We start from the raw sequence: 15351 nt of genomic DNA, 5'->3' as shown, positions 1-15351 counted from the left end.
TCATCAATAATAAGGCTTTATGCTAGATGCATTCCGCTTTGCGACTCAACCTTTTTCATCTTAAGTGCACCGACCGTGAATTTAACCCTGACCCGAAGACTCTGGATGGGCTTTGCCCTGATGGCGCTGTTAACCCTGACCAGTACCCTGGTGGGATGGTACAACCTGCGCTTTATCAGCCAGGTGGAAAAAGACAACACTCAGGCATTGATTCCTACCATGAATATGGCGCGCCAGTTGAGCGAAGCCAGCGCCTGGGAACTTTTCGCCGCGCAGAACCTGACCAGTGCCGATAACGAAAAGATGTGGCAGGCGCAGGGGCGAATGCTCACCGCACAAAGCCTGAAGATTAATGCGTTGCTGCAAGCGTTACGGGAACAAGGTTTTGATACCACCGCTATTGAACAACAGGAGCAGGAGATCTCCCGTTCGTTACGTCAGCAAGGGGAACTGGTGGGACAGCGTTTGCAACTGCGCCAGCAACAACAGCAACTCAGTCAGCAGATAGTCGCCGCCGCCGATGAAATCGCACGCCTGGCGCAAGGTCAGGCGAATAATGCGGCAACCTCCGCCGGAGCGACCCAGGCCGGGATTTACGATTTGATTGAACAACATCAGCGTCAGGCCGCAGAAAGTGCACTCGATCGGCTGATTGATATCGATCTTGAGTATGTTAACCAGACGAATGAACTGCGCCTTAGCGCCCTGCGGGTGCAGCAAATGGTGATGAATCTGGGGCTGGAACAAATCCAGAAAAATGCGCCAACGCTGGAAAAGCAGCTCAATAATGCGGTGAAAATTCTGCAACGTCGGCAAATACGCATTGAAGATCCGGGAGTTCGTGCTCAGGTCGCAACAACGTTAACTACCGTTAGCCAATATAACGATTTGCTGGCGCTGTATCAGCAGGACAGTGAAATCAGCAATCGCCTGCAAACTCTCGCCCAAAATAACATCGCCCAGTTCGCGCAGTTTAGTAGCGAAGTCAGTCAGCTGGTCGACACCATTGAGCTACGTAATCAGCACGGACTGGCGCATCTGGAAAAAGCCAGTTCACGCGGGCAATACAGCCTGTTATTACTGGGGATGGTTTCACTTTGTGCATTGATTCTGATCCTCTGGCGCGTGGTTTATCGCTCAGTCACGCGTCCACTTGCCGAACAAACGCAGGCGCTGCAACGCTTACTGGACGGTGATATCGACTCCCCTTTTCCGGAAACCGCTGGCGTGCGGGAGCTGGATACCATCGGGCGGCTGATGGATGCGTTTCGCAGCAGTGTTCATGCGCTGAATCGCCACCGCGAACAGCTGGCGGCACAGGTCAAAGCGCGTACAGCTGAATTGCAGGAGCTGGTGATAGAACACCGACAGGCACGGGCGGAAGCAGAAAAAGCCAGCCAGGCAAAATCGGCGTTTCTGGCGGCGATGAGCCATGAGATCCGCACACCGCTGTACGGTATTCTTGGCACCGCGCAACTGCTGGCAGATAACCCCGCACTTAATGCCCAGCGCGATGATTTGCGGGCAATTACCGACTCTGGTGAATCGTTGCTGACCATCCTCAACGATATTCTCGATTATTCGGCTATCGAAGCAGGCGGCAAGAATGTTTCGGTCAGCGATGAACCCTTTGAACCGCGCCCGTTGCTGGAAAGTACCCTGCAATTAATGAGCGGACGGGTGAAAGGTCGCCCGATTCGCCTGGCAACTGAAATTGCCGACGATGTACCGACTGCGTTAATGGGCGATCCGCGGCGTATTCGTCAGGTCATTACCAACCTGTTGAGCAACGCCCTGCGTTTCACCGACGAAGGGTACATTATCCTGCGTAGTCGCACTGATGGCGAGCTGTGGCTGGTCGAAGTGGAAGACAGCGGCTGCGGTATTGATCCCGCGAAACTGGCTGAAATCTTCCAGCCATTTGTTCAGGTTAGCGGCAAACGCGGCGGCACCGGGCTGGGGCTGACTATCAGTAGCCGTCTGGCCCAGGCGATGAGCGGCGAACTGAGCGCCACCAGCACGCCGGAGGTTGGAAGCTGTTTTTGTTTACGCTTGCCGTTACGTGTTGCCACTGCACCCGTGCCAAAAACAGTCAATCAGGCGGTGCATCTGGACGGTTTACGTTTGCTGTTAATTGAAGATAACCCGCTAACCCAGCGAATTACCGTTGAGATGCTGAACAACAGTGGGGCGCAGGTCGTTGCGGTAGGAAATGCCGCGCACGCAATAGAGACGTTGCAAAATAGCGAACCGTTTGCTGCCGCACTGGTGGATTTTGATCTGCCCGATATCGACGGCATTACGCTTGCCCGGCAACTGGCACAGCAATATCCGTCGCTGGTTTTGATTGGCTTTAGCGCTCATGTCATCGACGAAACGTTGCGCCAGCGTACCAGTTCATTATTTCGCGGGATTATCCCTAAACCGGTGCCGCGTGAAGTGCTCGGTCAGTTACTGGCGCACTATCTCCAACTGCAAGTCAATAACGATCAACCGCTGGATGTATCGCAACTCAATGAAGATGCTCAGTTGATGGGGACGGAGAAGATCCACGAATGGCTGGCATTATTTAAACAACATGCCCTGCCGCTTCTCGATGACATCGGCATCGCCCGCTCCAGCCAGAACAGCGAAAAAATAAAGCGTGCCGCACATCAGCTAAAAAGCAGTTGCTCGAGTCTGGGAATGCGTAGCGCCAGCCAGCTTTGCGCACAACTGGAGCAGCAGCCATTATCTGCCCCCCTTCCACACGAAGAAATTACACGCAGTGTTGCCGCTCTGAAAGCATGGTTAAATAAGAAAGACCTGAACGCGATTTGAATCAATATCAGCCAGTTAAGAACAACTAGAATAGTGGCATTTGGTATGCAACTTAACGGACTGGCAAAATCATGACAGAGAAAAGAAGAACCCGCTGGCAGCGGCGGCCAGGCACGACGGGCGGCAAATTACCGTGGAATGACTGGCGCAATGCCACGACCTGGCGTAAAGCGACGCAATTATTACTGTTGGCAATTAATATTTATATTGCCATCACGTTCTGGTATTGGGTGCGCTATTACGAAACGGCAGGTAGTACGACATTTGTCGCCAGGCCAGGGGGCATCGAAGGCTGGCTACCGATTGCCGGTCTGATGAATCTGAAATATAGCCTTGCAACAGGTCAGTTACCGTCCGTCCACGCCGCCGCGATGCTGTTATTGGTCGCTTTTATCGTCATCAGTCTATTACTAAAAAAGGCCTTTTGTTCATGGTTATGCCCGGTTGGTACGCTTTCTGAATTAATCGGCGATCTCGGTAGCAAACTGTTTGGTCGGCAATGTGTCCTTCCCCGCTGGCTGGATATTCCTCTGCGCGGCGTGAAGTATTTGCTGTTGAGTTTTTTTCTCTATATTGCGTTATTGATGCCCGCTCAGGCGATTCACTATTTTATGTTGTCGCCCTACAGCGTGGTGATGGACGTTAAAATGCTCGATTTCTTTCGTCATATGGGGACCGCGACATTAATCAGCGTGACCGTTTTGCTGATTGCCAGCCTGTTTATTCGCTATACCTGGTGTCGTTATCTTTGCCCATATGGCGCGCTGATGGGCGTGGTTTCGCTATTATCACCGTTTAAGATTCGTCGCAATGCCGAAAGTTGTATCGACTGTGGCAAATGCGCAAAAAATTGCCCATCACGGATCCCGGTCGATAAATTAATTCAGGTACGAAGCGTGGAATGTACCGGTTGTATGAGTTGCGTAGAGTCATGTCCGGTAGCCTCAACATTGACCTTTTCACTGCAAAAACCTGCGGCAAATAAAAAAGCCTTTGCGTTGTCTGGCTGGTTAATGACGCTACTGGTTCTGGGGATTATGTTTGCGGTGATTGGTTACGCAATGTATGCGGGAGTATGGCAAAGCCCGGTGCCGGAGGAATTGTACCGACGCTTAATTCCGCAAGCGCCAATGATTGGTCACTAAATTAGCAACAAGCGGAACATCACCTCGCACGGGGTGATGTTCACAAAATCACATTATTTTGATTTTGACATCATAACTTTCAAGCCCGGTCATTTTTTCTCGTGCGGTGAAGCGAATTTCAGAGACTTCTTTCCCTGTGTTCTTGTTCAGCTCGGCGATTTTTTGCGCGATAAAGTCGGCGATTTCCGTTTCGGCTTGTTTTTTTAACTCTTCAATATTCACTGTTAACCTCTTCTGGTCTTAAAAGACAGCAACACGCCAGTAAGGTGTTGGTTCCCGGTACCCTGGTCAGGTAAGAAATGTTATAAGCCATCTCCCCGAAAGATTCAATAATCAACAGGTTATCGCTTACTATACATACAGCGTTGAAGAAAAATAAGGCAGATATAAAAAAGGCTCCACGAGGGAGCCTGATATTATTTTGTGAAATCCAGCGGCGCATGGTCAGTGCGTATTTGCAGCGCGACGTTATCAAAGGTGATCATCGTCGATTTACAAAAAATACACTTTGCCCCTAAAGGATTTCGCTCCGTCACATCGAATGCCGATGTGCGGTACAGTGAACCATGACAACATGGACAGCGGAAATGGAGATGTTGAGTAATAACGGCAACCTTAGAGCGTAACAACGTTCGCTGCCGCGGGACCACGTTGCCCCTGCTCAATAGAAAATTCAACTTTCTGATTTTCGTTCAGCGTGCGGAATTCATTGCTCTGGATGGCGGTGAAATGGACGAAAACGTCTTTGCTGCCATCATCAGGAGTGATAAAGCCAAAACCTTTATCTGCGTTAAACCATTTTACTAAACCAGTCATTTTATTAGACATATTTTACTTCCTTCATTTTGGGCCTTTCGGCAAACAGGGCTTTAATACAGAAACTACTTAGTGTTCAGGAGAGAGACTCAAAAGAAGGGGATAATGCCTGATAATGAGAACTGCTTTAGTAAACTACTTTGTATGCTGTCTGTCTTTCAAACCGACGCAGCTATTAACGCATGATAATTGAGATTAAGCAAATTTTATTTTAGCCGTCCGGCGGTCTTAAATATCGCTGGCTTTATTTTATTAACCCCGTATAGTGCAGCGCAGTATTTTCAGTAAGGAATTTGTTTGTCCCGTAAAATGACAGGAATTGTCAAAACCTTTGATCGCAAAAGCGGCAAAGGATTCATTATCCCCTCCGACGGTCGTAAAGAAGTCCAGGTCCATATTTCCGCATTCACTCCCCGCGACGCAGAAGTGCTTATACCAGGATTACGCGTGGAATTTTGCCGCGTAAATGGCCTGCGAGGACTAACAGCGGCAAATGTTTATTTGTCTTGATGGAGAGCACACGCCGGTATGCGTGCTTCATTCACGATTTGCGTAAAACCTGCCAACGAACACATGCCCTGCGCATTTCGCTCTTTACATCCTGCCAGGGTCAGTTTCACCTCTCCGGGCGGCGTATTTAATGACAGCGGCGTTTTATCACGCATCTGCTGTAAAGTCTGGAAGACCAGCGAAACCTGAATCCACTGGCTGTTATCGCTTAGCCGACGCCAGCGTTCAAACACCAGTTCACCCCCAGGCGGCGTGTTATCCGGCTGACCTGGAAGCGTCCAGTTGAGCTCCAGTGCGCCGCCGAGATTTGCCAGATTAGTATCGTGTCCGGCAATAAACAGCACTGAAGTGGGTAATGTCACACCATACGCCTGTTTTTGCGGTGGATGGGGCGTCAACGCTGCCATGATCAAATCCAATAACGGGGTGGCGCGACTGCGGGCAACCTCTGGCGTGCGTTGTAGTAAATAAAATTGCGCGTTATGCAAACTTAGCAAGGTGTTCCACTGGTGTGAATCAGTGATCCTTCCCCACCCCGGCTCCGGCATTCCTTGTGCCTGTTGCAGGAGAAATATCTCCGTCAGCATTGATGCGAGGCTTACCGCACCGGTTAATGAGACATTGTCGGCGCTCACCTTGAGTTCCGATGGTAATGCCTGCGTTAATGAACAGCTTTCGTCCTGTTTCTCACGGTTAAGGCACAAGTTTGATTGCGGGAAATTAAGCACCCGTTCCAGTTCACGAAACGCCGTTTGCCGATGCCCGGTAAAGTCAGCAATTGACCCTCCTGCCCTGCTGAGGATCGCGTCAGTCACGTTCGCGTTATCCAGTTGGCAAACGCCAGTTTTTAGAGGATTAAATAACGGATCGGGACTGGAGGTATCTGCCTGGGTATGTACGGTTATTGCACAGTCAGGTGCCAGCCCGGCGGCGAAGGCTTCGCCTGTTTTACGGGTACGCTCGTCGACATCAGCAATAATCGCGACCTGACCAGGCTGCGGGCAGCCCTTTTTCGTCAGCAATCCGTCGGCTACCAGACGCTGGCGTTGGTAATGTCCGAGATAGGCGATCAGCTCACCACCGCGCGGTGTCAGCCAACCCAGTTTTACCGGCCAGGTTGGCCATGCGTCTGGGGTGACATCCTGCATCAGTTGCGTGGCCTTGGTTGGTGCACGCACACCATGACGACTGACAATCACCACACTTTCCAGCTTCAGCTCCGGCTCACTCTGAGCGAATGCAGATTGCGGGGTGAACGGAATCAGAAGAGATAAGAATGGGATCAAGATCGCTTTCATCGATATGTTTCCGCTTTTCATATCCGACATTATTGATTGCCTGATGCGACGCTAATGCGCCTCATCAGGCTTACGTTCGTTAACTTTTCAGACGCGGGTCCAACCATACCAACACAAGGGTGGAGAGCGAACACATCAACAAAATGCCGACGAACCAAAGTAAATACCACATTGTTCCTGCTCCTTAGTACAACTCGTTTTCGTTACGGCGGAGAGTTTCTGTTGTCATGCGCCCCCACATTTTGTAGTAGCTCCAGAGAGTGTAGAGCAACACAATGGGCAAAAATATCAGCACGATTACCAACATAATGCTCAGCGTCAGCTGGCTGGAAGTACTGTCCCACAACGTCAGGCTGGAGATCGGACTCACGCTTGACGGCATGACAAAGGGGAACAGCGTGATGCCTGCCGTGAAAATCACGCCAAATTGCATCAATGACGCCATCAAAAATCCCCAACCCGGGCGACCACGATAAATCGCCATCACCGTCAGCAATGGGCAGAAGAACCCCAGCAGCGGGAAGATCCACAAAACGGGCGACTCGACAAAATTATTCATCCAGGCACCAGGTAGCACTGCCACCAGTTTCATTAACGGATTGGAAGGACCGTTAGCATCCTGGGCGAGCAGTACAAAGCCATCAATACCGACCCACAGCCAGTAACCCGCCAGCAAAAAGCACAGCATCACCAGTAGTGCAGCGCGTTTAGTCGCCAGCTGTGAACGCAGATGAATCACACCAACAGTTTTCAGTTGTAACCAGACGCCACCTTGCAAAATCACCATCCCAAGGCTGAGCAATCCGCACAATAAAGGGAATGGCGTCAGCAGTTGCCAGAAGCTGCCGAGATACTCCACGCGTAATTGCGGTGTGAAGGCAAACGGCACGCCGAGCAACAAGTTGCCGAAGGCGATACCGAAGACTACCGGCGGCACCAGACTGCCGATGACCAGACCGGCATCCCACATTTTACGCCAGCGTGCATCGGCAATTTTTCCGCGATAATCAAAGGCCAGCGGGCGGAAGAACAGCGAGCACAGCACCAGGATCATCGCCACATAAAAGCCGGAAAACGCCGCTGCATACACTCTGGGCCAGGCGGCAAATAATGCCCCACCTGCGAGGATCAACCAGACCTGATTGCCTTCCCAGTGCGCACCAACGCTATTAATCACTATCCGACGTTCATCATCATTACGCGCCACCAGCGGCAGCAAACAGCCGATCCCCATGTCAAATCCGTCGGAGATCATAAAGACCACCAGGATCACGCCAATCAGCAGCCACCAGATGAAGCGCAATGTTTCATAATCAAACATGATTTTCTCCTTTACCCCTGTTGCTGCGTCGGTTGTTCACTCTGCATCGCGCTCGGCCCCAGACGGGCATATTTCTGCATCAGATAGACTTCGGCGATTAAGAACAGGGTGTAAAGCCCTACGATCATGATCAGTGAGAAAGCCAGTTGTCCTGTGGTTAAAGCGGAGTGCGCGGAGTATGTAGGTAAGATGTCCTGTATCGCCCACGGCTGACGACCAAACTCGGTCATAAACCACCCGGCTTCAATCGCAATCCACGGCAACGGCAAACTCCAGAGCGCCATTTTCAGCACCCAGCGATGCTGGTCGATTTTGCCACGCAGCGTCTGGACAAGCGCAATCAGCATCACCAGTAGCAGCAGGGAACCACAGCCCACCATGATGCGGAAACTCCAGAATACCGGCGCAACCTGAGGTATCGCGCCACGCATCGCCGCCTGGTACTGTGCGGCTGTGACATGATTCATATCCGGCGCATAGCGGGAGAGCAACATGCCGTAGCCCAGGTCACCTTCCAGTTCCCGGAATGCCTGCAACACATGCGGCTCACGATTGCCTTGCGATATTTCCTGCATTAACAGCCAGGCCATACGTCCGCGTTGCAAGCGTGGGTAGGTTTCAGCCATCAAATTCTTCAGACCCGGCACGGGTTTATCTAATGAGTGAGTGGCGAGGATCCCTAGCAGCGCGGGAATTTTGATAGCAAAGGCGTTACGCTCTTGATCCTGTTCCGGCCAGGCAACCACATGGAACGGTGCAGGTGCAGGTTCCGTTTGCCACTCCCCTTCCATTGCCGCCAGTTTTACCGGTTGTACTTGCGCGACTTCATACGCCGAACTATCTCCGAGTTGCAGCGTACCGATAATCGCCAGAGTACCGAAGACGGAACCGATGGCAAACGAGCGTAATGCAACATCGCGCTCCCGTCCGCGCAGTAAATACCAGGCGCTGATCGCCATAATAAACATGGCCCCGGTCACGTAGCCCGCCATTACGGTGTGCACAAATTTCACCTGGCTGACCGGGTTAAAGACCAACTCGCTGAAACTGGTCATCTCCATACGCAGGGTGTCGATATCAAAATGCGCACCGGTCGGGTATTGCATCCAACCGTTGGCATTCAATATCCACAATGCAGAGAGATTTGAACCGAACGCCACCAGCCACGTCACCAGCAGGTGCTGGTATTTATTCAGCCGCTGCCAGCCGAAGAAGAACAGCCCGACAAAGGTGGATTCGAGGAAGAAGGCCATTAATGCTTCCATCGCCAGCGGTGCGCCAAAAATATCGCCCACATAGTTGGAATAGAATGACCAGTTAGTACCAAACTGAAACTCCATGGTCAGGCCGGTAGCCACGCCAAGAGCAAAGTTGATACCGAAGAGCTTACCCCAGAAGCGCGTCATATCGCGGTAGATTGTTTTGCCGGTGACCACGTAAATGGTTTCCATGATAGCCAGCAAAAAAATCAGCCCCAGGGTAAGGGGTACAAATAAAAAGTGATACAGCGCGGTCAGTGCAAACTGCCAGCGCGATAAATCAATGACATCCCACATGCGCACTCCTGTAGGCGAAGAGAGAAAAATAACCCGATAATGGTAGATCTCCCTCTTTATCCTGAAACTCTACGACCAGAGGTATTCGCCGATTGCGATATTCATAAGACTGAAAGCGATACTTACCGTCTTTTTACGTCGGTGCACCTTCCGCCAGCCACTGACATACCTCGCTAAGCCGCTGCGCTGAGTCGACCAAATCTTCTGGCGCTGCCAGCACCACTTCCGGTATTGGGCAGATTTCATAACTTTCCAGTAACGGGCCTTTTAAGGTGTCCGTACAGCGTAAATGCCAGACATGGCGTAACCCCGTGGCGTTGATATAGCTCTCGCCATAGCCAATGGTGCGAATCTGAATATTTCCCGGCCCACAGAGACGTGAGAGAAAAAGCCGATCAGCCTCGCTGATGGGTAATTGCGTCAGATTAATGCTGTGCGGCTGCGCGTCGGGGTTACGTACATGTGCCAGTAACTCATGCGCCAACGGTAGGCCATTCATCAGGCCATCAATGGGCGGCGGTAACAGCGAATCTGTCGGCAAGAGATTTTGCGTTGCCGCCTGCCACAACGCCAGCGGCGCGCAGCCAGCCTCCAGTTTGTCCTCCAGCAACTTTTCGCCGCGACGTCTGCGCACCCGCCATAATCCGCAGAAGATCGCCTCCTGTATTTCACTTTCACTGTCGTCAGCCTGCTGAATGCGCACTGACACTTCCCCTTCCCCGAGAAGCGTATTGATAAAGTGACGATCGTCGGCGTTGAGATTTAACAGATCGACTGCCAGCACCTCGCCCAACGGCGGCTGGCGTTGACTTAGTTGATGTTGTAACTCGTTTAACAGCGCAATCACCTGCGGGCTGTGAGCACATTGCTCCAGGGCCGCCATACTCGGTTCATCATTCACCTGACAGGTGATCGGCAGTGGATTCATGCTGAAACTGTCATCGTTCGGTTGCGTTCCTGGCCCCAGCAGATGGAAAAAAGTTTCGCTCATGAGGCACGCTCCTGTTGTGGTTCGACAAGCCCACGCATCAGGTTTATCAGTTCCGCCCACGGGTGAATACCATTCAGCACGCCGCGATAGTTTCCGCCGGTAAACACTAATGTGGCGGGAAAGCGAAAGACGCCAAAGCGATCGCCGATGGCTTCGCTCTGCTCAAGGTCAGCAATCGCCACCTGCCATGTGTAGTCGGGAAACTCGCGCAGTAATTCGCCAATCATTACCGGATTATCGCTGACCTCTGGCGTGCGTTTCGGGTCACTGCTTAATAACACCACGCCGTCTGGCGCTTGCGTAAGCCAGTCGTCAAGACGGGATTCACTGACCGGCGTCCAGCCGCGCGCCAGCATTCGTTGCCACAACGCATCAAATGGCGTGTCGTTGCTCATCTCTGCTCCTCCAACGTCATCCGGTACTGGCGCAAGCGAATGCCTTCATAATTTTCCATCGACAGACAGTCATAATTGAGACAGCGCGATTCATTAGCCGGTTGCGGCACAATTCCCCATGCAGCCAGCTGCGCCAGCGCCGCCTGTTCCGCTGCGGGCAGTTGCTCCCGTGCCAGTTCGCTCAGGCTGCCGCCGTAGTCGTCGAGCATTGCGGGTTGCAGACCGACGAGGGCAATATGTGCTGGCAGATGTCCGCGGATATCTGCCAGCGCCACCACTTCGGAGAAACTGTTCTGGTGCAGGCTCATTTTCTTCGCGCTGAGATAAGCCGGAATGCGTTCTCCGGCATAGGTTCGCAGCGTTCCGGGTTCCAGCCCGTAATCAATGGCATCGAGGATCAACAAGTGACTGGCGCTTTCGACATACCCCAGCAAGTTCAGTCCCTGAGTACCGCCATCGACAATCTCCACATACTCGGGCCAGTGGTAATGGGCATACAGCCGTTCCGCCACCCGCACGCCGAAGCCTTCATCGGCCCACAGCAGGTTGCCCAGCCCCATTACCACCACGCGTTGCTCGCTCATGAACGCTCCTTGTTACTTATTTTGCCAAATTTGTGGCTACGATAGCCGTTGACCATGGTGGAGATCACTGTGTCGTCGGACATGATGTCTTCACGCAGCGCCATGTAGACATGACCGATCACAAACGCGCCAATCAGCCACATCCCCAGCCGATGCCAGCTGTGAATGTCCATTGAGTTGCCGCCCGTCCAGTAGAAAAATTCCACCACATAACGGAACGGCGCAAAAATAGCGTACTGGCTGTGTTCGCTGTATAGCGCAAAGCCGGTGATGATCATAAAAACTGACATCAGGAAATAGCCGAACATCGCCGCCTGGGCGATGGGGTTATGGCCAATATCGGCACTCGGACGTTTTGCCAGAAACAGATACCAGCGGATTTCATACCACACGCCCTGCCACCAGCTTTTACGCCATACTGGCACGATAAACAGCTCGCGGGAGTAGCGATTGCCAACAAAAGCCCAGTAGATCCGCATCAGCAAGACCACGGTAAAAACCATCCCGGCGCTGAAGTGAATTAACCTGATGTAGCCCATATAGAACAGATACGTCGCCTCGCCACTGACGGAAGGTAGCGGCTTGCCGATAAAGTAACCGGTGACCATCAACACCGCCATGCATAACACCGTCAGCCAGTGCCATATCCGCACGGGTGCTTCAAAGACATAGTGACTGACAACGTTGTCGCTTTTCTGTTGCATGATGATTCTCCTTCGCTGTTAACGCACCTGCACGGAGATCAGCTCGCTACCGTCGTCGCCCAGCACGTGTGTTGAACAGGCGAGGCACGGGTCAAAGCTGTGCAGAGTACGCAGGATCTCCAGCGGTTGCTCGGGGATCGCCATTTTGGTGTTCATCAGCGCCGCTTCATAAGCGCCAATCTGCCCTTTGGGATCGCGCGGGCTGGCATTCCAGGTGGTCGGCACCACGCACTGATAGAGATCAATCTTGCCATCGCGAATGGCAGCCCAGTGGCCTAACGCCCCGCGCGGCGCTTCGGTAAAGCCGACGCCACGGCACTCTGTCGGCCAGGTTGTAGGTTCCCATTTTTCAGTGGAAGCAGTGGCGAGATTGCCGTTTTTCAGGTTGGTCATCAGCTTGTCGAAGAAATACTGCAACTTACCTGCGGCCCACTGCGCTTCGTGCGCGCGACACAAAATGCGGCCCAACGTTGACTGGATGCCGGAAAGCGGCAGGTTCAACGCCGACATCATGCGATCAACCGACTCAACGGTCGCAGCATCGCCTTTGTGATAAGCGATTAACGTGCGTGCCAGCGGCCCCACTTCCATCGCATTACCGCGCCAGCGTGGCGCTTTGATCCACGAGTAGCGTTCCTGTTCATTCAGCTGCTGAATGTTGGTATCGCTGCCTTTGACATCGCCGGGGTTGTACCACGGGTCGGTGATGCCATCGAACGGATGACGCCCGACCTGATCGTTGGGATATCGATACCAGGCGTGGTCGACAAACTCCTGCACCTGCTGCGGATCAACCAAATCCACTGGCAGCACATTGTTGAAGTCGCCGTTAATCACCGCGCCGCCAGGCATCAGCAGACTTTTCTCGCCAAAGTCGTTGGCGATATCCGGGAACGCGCCGTAACTGAGAACGCATTTATCAGAAAGACCCGTGCCGATTTCGCTCCACGGTTTGTTGAACTGGCCGATGGCTAAGGCGTCGGGGATCATCACGTTGTTAATGAAGTCCGCCGTGCGGGTGATAATTGACTGCACCAGGTTCAGGCGTTCCATATTGACCGCCCCGACCGCGCCGCTTTCGTCAATGTTAATGGCGCAAGGCATCCCGCCGACAATCCAGTTTGGATGCGGGTTTTTACCGCCAAAGACCGCGTGGATTTTGACAATTTCACGCTGGAAATCGAGAGCTTCGAGATAGTGGGCAAAGCCCATCAGGTTAGCTTCTGGCGGCAGTTTGTACTGCGGGTGCCCCCAGTAGCCATTGCGGAAGATCCCCAACTGCCCGCCTTCAACGAATTTCTTCAGGCGATTTTGTACGTCGAAGAAATAGCCAGGGGATGATTTCGGCCATGAGGAGAGACTTTGCGCCAGTTCGGAGGTTTTCCGCGGGTCGGCTTTCAGCGCATCTAACACATCGATCCAGTCCATCCCGGCAAGCTGATAGAAGTGCACCAGATGATCGTGGCACCAGAGCGTTGCCAGCATAATGTTGCGGATGATATTGGCGTTGTCCGGCACTTTAATACCGATGGCATCTTCGATGGCGTAAACCGAAGCCAGGGCGTGTACGCCAGTACAGACGCCGCAGATACGTTCAACGAACGCCCACGCATCGCGCGGGTCGCGCCCTTGCAGGATGATCTCCAGCCCGCGAAACATGGTGCCGCAGGAGACGGCATTGGTGATTACATTCTGATCGTTGATATTCACTTCGCAGCGCATGTGGCCTTCAATGCGCGTAATCGGGTCGACCACCAGGCGGCGTCCGGCATTATTGATGGTGTATCCCTGAGTTTTGTACTGAGTGCTCATGCCTGTTTATCCTCATTGCCTGGCTGATGTTCGGTTTCTGTAGGTTGCTGGTTATGACGTCTGCGTTGGTCAACGGCGCTGGCAACTGCGTGCACACCAACAGCCGCTGCCACCACGCCAAGCGCGGTTAAACCGACGGTATCGGCGGTGGAATGAGTACCCATTTGTGGAATATCGACCACGCGGCTGTAGAACGAACCGCGATCCCAGAAACCATTTTCCGCACAACCCAGGCAGCCGTGACCTGACTGGATTGGGAAAGAAACGCCATCGTTCCAGCGTGTGGAGGAACAGGCGTTATAGGTGGTAGGCCCTTTGCAGCCCATTTTGTACAGGCAGTAACCTTTGCGGGCAGCGTCATCGTCCCAACTCTGCACGAACTCTCCGGCGTCAAAGTGAGCGCGGCGATAACATTTATCGTGGATTCGCTGACCATAGAACATCAATGGACGGCCCATTCTGTCGACATCCGGCAGACGATCAAAGGTCACCATGTAAGTAATGATGGCGCTCATCACATCCGGGATTGGCGGGCAGCCTGGCACTTTAATGATCGGTTTGTCGGTAATGACTTTATCGATAGGCGTTGCCTGCGTCGGGTTAGGTCGCGCGGCTTGTACACAGCCCCAGGACGCACAGGTGCCCCAGGCAATAATTGCACTGGCTCCGGCAGCGGCACGTTTGAGTTTCTCAATAAACGGTCGACCGCTGCTGATACAAAACATCCCCTGCTCGCCCAGCGGCGGATTACCTTCTACTGCGAGGATATATTTGCCATTGTATTGCGTGATGATGTCTTCAAAGACTTCTTCCGCCTGGGTTCCGGCGGCAGCCATCAAAGTATCGTCGTAATCGAGGGAAATCAGGGAAAGGATGACGTCCTTCGCCAGTGGGTGAGCGGAGCGGATAAAAGATTCGGTACAGCAGGTGCATTCCAGACCGTGGATCCACACCACCGGAATGCGGGGTTTGTTCTCCAGCGCCCAGGCAATCTTTGGTGCCATCCCCGCGCCTAATCCCAGCGACGTTGCAGCCAGACTGCAATATTTGAGAAAGCTGCGCCGGGTAACGCCCTGACGCCGCATGGCCTGGTAAAATGTTTCCTCGTTATTCATATCGCACGTCTCTTCTCCTTGCGACACCGGCAGGACACCGGGCGCTTATGGTCGGCAAGCGACGTCCCTGTAGCAAGGCAAACCATCGCTTCACGTGAGATGCTGAAAACGAAAGCTCATCCTTCTGCACTGGCGCACGTCGCCAGAAAGTAATGTTAATAAAGCGTAGTGAAACTTTTGCACAAAACAATACAAACTGTGTGGATTTATCTTTTAGCGATAAAAATGGACCTATTTTTCTTTGGCCGGGCGGTGGGGATGTTTAGCCGGTTGCTAAACGAGTA

At 52.8% G+C, this 15351-nt stretch carries 17 protein-coding genes; 3 read left to right on the top strand and 14 right to left on the bottom strand.

All coding sequences use genetic code 11. The features are described 5' to 3' along the window. The first annotated feature begins 75 nt into the window (after nt 1–75). Nucleotides 76–2820, top strand: a complete 2745-nt coding sequence (gene torS, locus ACJHX3_RS05470; RefSeq protein ID WP_094322067.1) for a TMAO reductase system sensor histidine kinase/response regulator TorS — start codon at nt 76–78, stop codon at nt 2818–2820. A gap of 71 nt (nt 2821–2891) precedes the next feature. Next, a complete protein-coding gene (locus tag ACJHX3_RS05465) occupies nt 2892–3965 on the top strand; it encodes a 4Fe-4S binding protein (RefSeq protein WP_094322068.1) in 1074 nt (357 codons plus the stop codon). Nucleotides 3966–4013: 48 nt separating this feature from the next. Here the strand turns inward: ACJHX3_RS05465 and ACJHX3_RS05460 are convergent, their stop codons facing one another. From ACJHX3_RS05460 to cspG, 4 genes are read right to left on the bottom strand one after another with little or no spacing between them, the layout of a single operon-like run. After that, nucleotides 4014–4187 carry a GnsA/GnsB family addiction module toxin gene (locus ACJHX3_RS05460; RefSeq protein ID WP_001019197.1) on the bottom strand — a complete coding sequence of 58 codons (174 nt, stop codon included), beginning with the start codon at nt 4185–4187 and terminating at the stop codon, nt 4014–4016. Continuing rightward, nucleotides 4177–4407, bottom strand: a complete 231-nt coding sequence (gene ymcE, locus ACJHX3_RS05455) for a protein YmcE (protein WP_001309400.1) — start codon at nt 4405–4407, stop codon at nt 4177–4179. Before ymcE ends, ACJHX3_RS05460 begins: the two co-directional genes overlap by 11 nt. Next, nucleotides 4382–4570, bottom strand: a complete 189-nt coding sequence (locus ACJHX3_RS05450; RefSeq protein WP_071556308.1) for a cold-shock protein — start codon at nt 4568–4570, stop codon at nt 4382–4384. Before ACJHX3_RS05450 ends, ymcE begins: the two co-directional genes overlap by 26 nt. Nucleotides 4571–4580: 10 nt before the next feature. Then, a complete protein-coding gene (gene cspG, locus ACJHX3_RS05445; RefSeq protein ID WP_000066490.1) occupies nt 4581–4793 on the bottom strand; it encodes a cold shock protein CspG in 213 nt (70 codons plus the stop codon). A 285-nt stretch (nt 4794–5078) separates the two neighbouring features. On the opposite strand from cspG, the gene cspH reads away from it, so the two are divergent. Next, entirely contained in the window at nt 5079–5291 is a 213-nt protein-coding gene (gene cspH, locus ACJHX3_RS05440; RefSeq protein ID WP_000087762.1) for a cold shock-like protein CspH, read from the top strand. Here cspH and appA read toward each other — a convergent pair. From appA to hyaA, 10 genes are all read right to left on the bottom strand, one after another. Beyond that, nucleotides 5279–6589 carry a bifunctional acid phosphatase/4-phytase gene (gene appA, locus ACJHX3_RS05435; protein WP_001366242.1) on the bottom strand — a complete coding sequence of 437 codons (1311 nt, stop codon included), beginning with the start codon at nt 6587–6589 and terminating at the stop codon, nt 5279–5281. The two genes, cspH and appA, sit on opposite strands and share 13 nt — an antisense overlap. A gap of 79 nt (nt 6590–6668) precedes the next feature. Continuing rightward, nucleotides 6669–6761, bottom strand: a complete 93-nt coding sequence (gene cbdX / locus ACJHX3_RS05430) for a cytochrome bd-II oxidase subunit CbdX (RefSeq protein WP_000270305.1) — start codon at nt 6759–6761, stop codon at nt 6669–6671. A gap of 12 nt (nt 6762–6773) precedes the next feature. Beyond that, entirely contained in the window at nt 6774–7910 is a 1137-nt protein-coding gene (appB, locus tag ACJHX3_RS05425; protein ID WP_000460803.1) for a cytochrome d ubiquinol oxidase subunit II, read from the bottom strand. An 11-nt stretch (nt 7911–7921) separates the two neighbouring features. Then, nucleotides 7922–9466, bottom strand: a complete 1545-nt coding sequence (gene appC / locus ACJHX3_RS05420) for a cytochrome bd-II oxidase subunit 1 (protein ID WP_000263563.1) — start codon at nt 9464–9466, stop codon at nt 7922–7924. A gap of 133 nt (nt 9467–9599) precedes the next feature. Then, the gene (locus tag ACJHX3_RS05415; RefSeq protein ID WP_000004918.1) at nt 9600–10457 is read right to left on the bottom strand and encodes a hydrogenase expression/formation protein; all 858 of its coding nucleotides are present in this window, start codon (nt 10455–10457) and stop codon (nt 9600–9602) included. After that, a complete protein-coding gene (gene hyaE / locus ACJHX3_RS05410) occupies nt 10454–10852 on the bottom strand; it encodes a hydrogenase-1 operon protein HyaE (RefSeq protein ID WP_000063978.1) in 399 nt (132 codons plus the stop codon). The genes ACJHX3_RS05415 and hyaE overlap by 4 nt, the downstream gene beginning before the upstream one ends. Next, nucleotides 10849–11436 carry a hydrogenase 1 maturation protease gene (gene hyaD / locus ACJHX3_RS05405; protein ID WP_094308132.1) on the bottom strand — a complete coding sequence of 196 codons (588 nt, stop codon included), beginning with the start codon at nt 11434–11436 and terminating at the stop codon, nt 10849–10851. The genes hyaE and hyaD overlap by 4 nt, the downstream gene beginning before the upstream one ends. Further along, on the bottom strand, nt 11433–12140 hold the full coding sequence (gene hyaC / locus ACJHX3_RS05400; RefSeq protein WP_001186424.1) for a Ni/Fe-hydrogenase b-type cytochrome subunit: 708 nt from the start codon (nt 12138–12140) through the stop codon (nt 11433–11435). The genes hyaD and hyaC overlap by 4 nt, the downstream gene beginning before the upstream one ends. A gap of 18 nt (nt 12141–12158) precedes the next feature. Beyond that, nucleotides 12159–13952: a Ni/Fe-hydrogenase large subunit gene (gene hyaB, locus ACJHX3_RS05395; protein WP_000107417.1), complete on the bottom strand. Its 1794-nt coding sequence runs from the start codon at nt 13950–13952 to the stop codon at nt 12159–12161. Beyond that, nucleotides 13949–15067, bottom strand: a complete 1119-nt coding sequence (hyaA, locus tag ACJHX3_RS05390) for a hydrogenase 1 small subunit (protein WP_001058323.1) — start codon at nt 15065–15067, stop codon at nt 13949–13951. The genes hyaB and hyaA overlap by 4 nt, the downstream gene beginning before the upstream one ends. Between the last annotated feature and the right edge of the window lie 284 nt (nt 15068–15351).

It is taken from the genome of Escherichia sp. WS1265 (genome assembly GCF_046487585.1).
In the GTDB taxonomy this organism is placed as follows: domain Bacteria; phylum Pseudomonadota; class Gammaproteobacteria; order Enterobacterales; family Enterobacteriaceae; genus Escherichia; species Escherichia coli.
The sequence above is the reverse complement of the archived record's forward strand: the minus strand, read 5'-3'. Positions and strand labels throughout refer to the sequence as shown.

Bases quoted from the DNA above. Each gene is read 5' to 3' on its own strand.
- ACJHX3_RS05465 (WP_094322068.1), top strand. From the start codon at position 2,892: ATGACAGAGAAAAGAAGAACCCGCTGGCAGCGGCGGCCAGGCACGACG.
- ymcE (WP_001309400.1), bottom strand. From the start codon at position 4,407: ATGCGCCGCTGGATTTCACAAAATAATATCAGGCTCCCTCGTGGAGCC.
- cspG (WP_000066490.1), bottom strand. From the start codon at position 4,793: ATGTCTAATAAAATGACTGGTTTAGTAAAATGGTTTAACGCAGATAAA.
- appA (WP_001366242.1), bottom strand. From the start codon at position 6,589: ATGAAAGCGATCTTGATCCCATTCTTATCTCTTCTGATTCCGTTCACC.
- cbdX (WP_000270305.1), bottom strand. From the start codon at position 6,761: ATGTGGTATTTACTTTGGTTCGTCGGCATTTTGTTGATGTGTTCGCTC.
- appB (WP_000460803.1), bottom strand. From the start codon at position 7,910: ATGTTTGATTATGAAACATTGCGCTTCATCTGGTGGCTGCTGATTGGC.
- appC (WP_000263563.1), bottom strand. From the start codon at position 9,466: ATGTGGGATGTCATTGATTTATCGCGCTGGCAGTTTGCACTGACCGCG.
- ACJHX3_RS05415 (WP_000004918.1), bottom strand. From the start codon at position 10,457: ATGAGCGAAACTTTTTTCCATCTGCTGGGGCCAGGAACGCAACCGAAC.
- hyaE (WP_000063978.1), bottom strand. From the start codon at position 10,852: ATGAGCAACGACACGCCATTTGATGCGTTGTGGCAACGAATGCTGGCG.
- hyaD (WP_094308132.1), bottom strand. From the start codon at position 11,436: ATGAGCGAGCAACGCGTGGTGGTAATGGGGCTGGGCAACCTGCTGTGG.
- hyaC (WP_001186424.1), bottom strand. From the start codon at position 12,140: ATGCAACAGAAAAGCGACAACGTTGTCAGTCACTATGTCTTTGAAGCA.
- hyaB (WP_000107417.1), bottom strand. From the start codon at position 13,952: ATGAGCACTCAGTACAAAACTCAGGGATACACCATCAATAATGCCGGA.
- hyaA (WP_001058323.1), bottom strand. From the start codon at position 15,067: ATGAATAACGAGGAAACATTTTACCAGGCCATGCGGCGTCAGGGCGTT.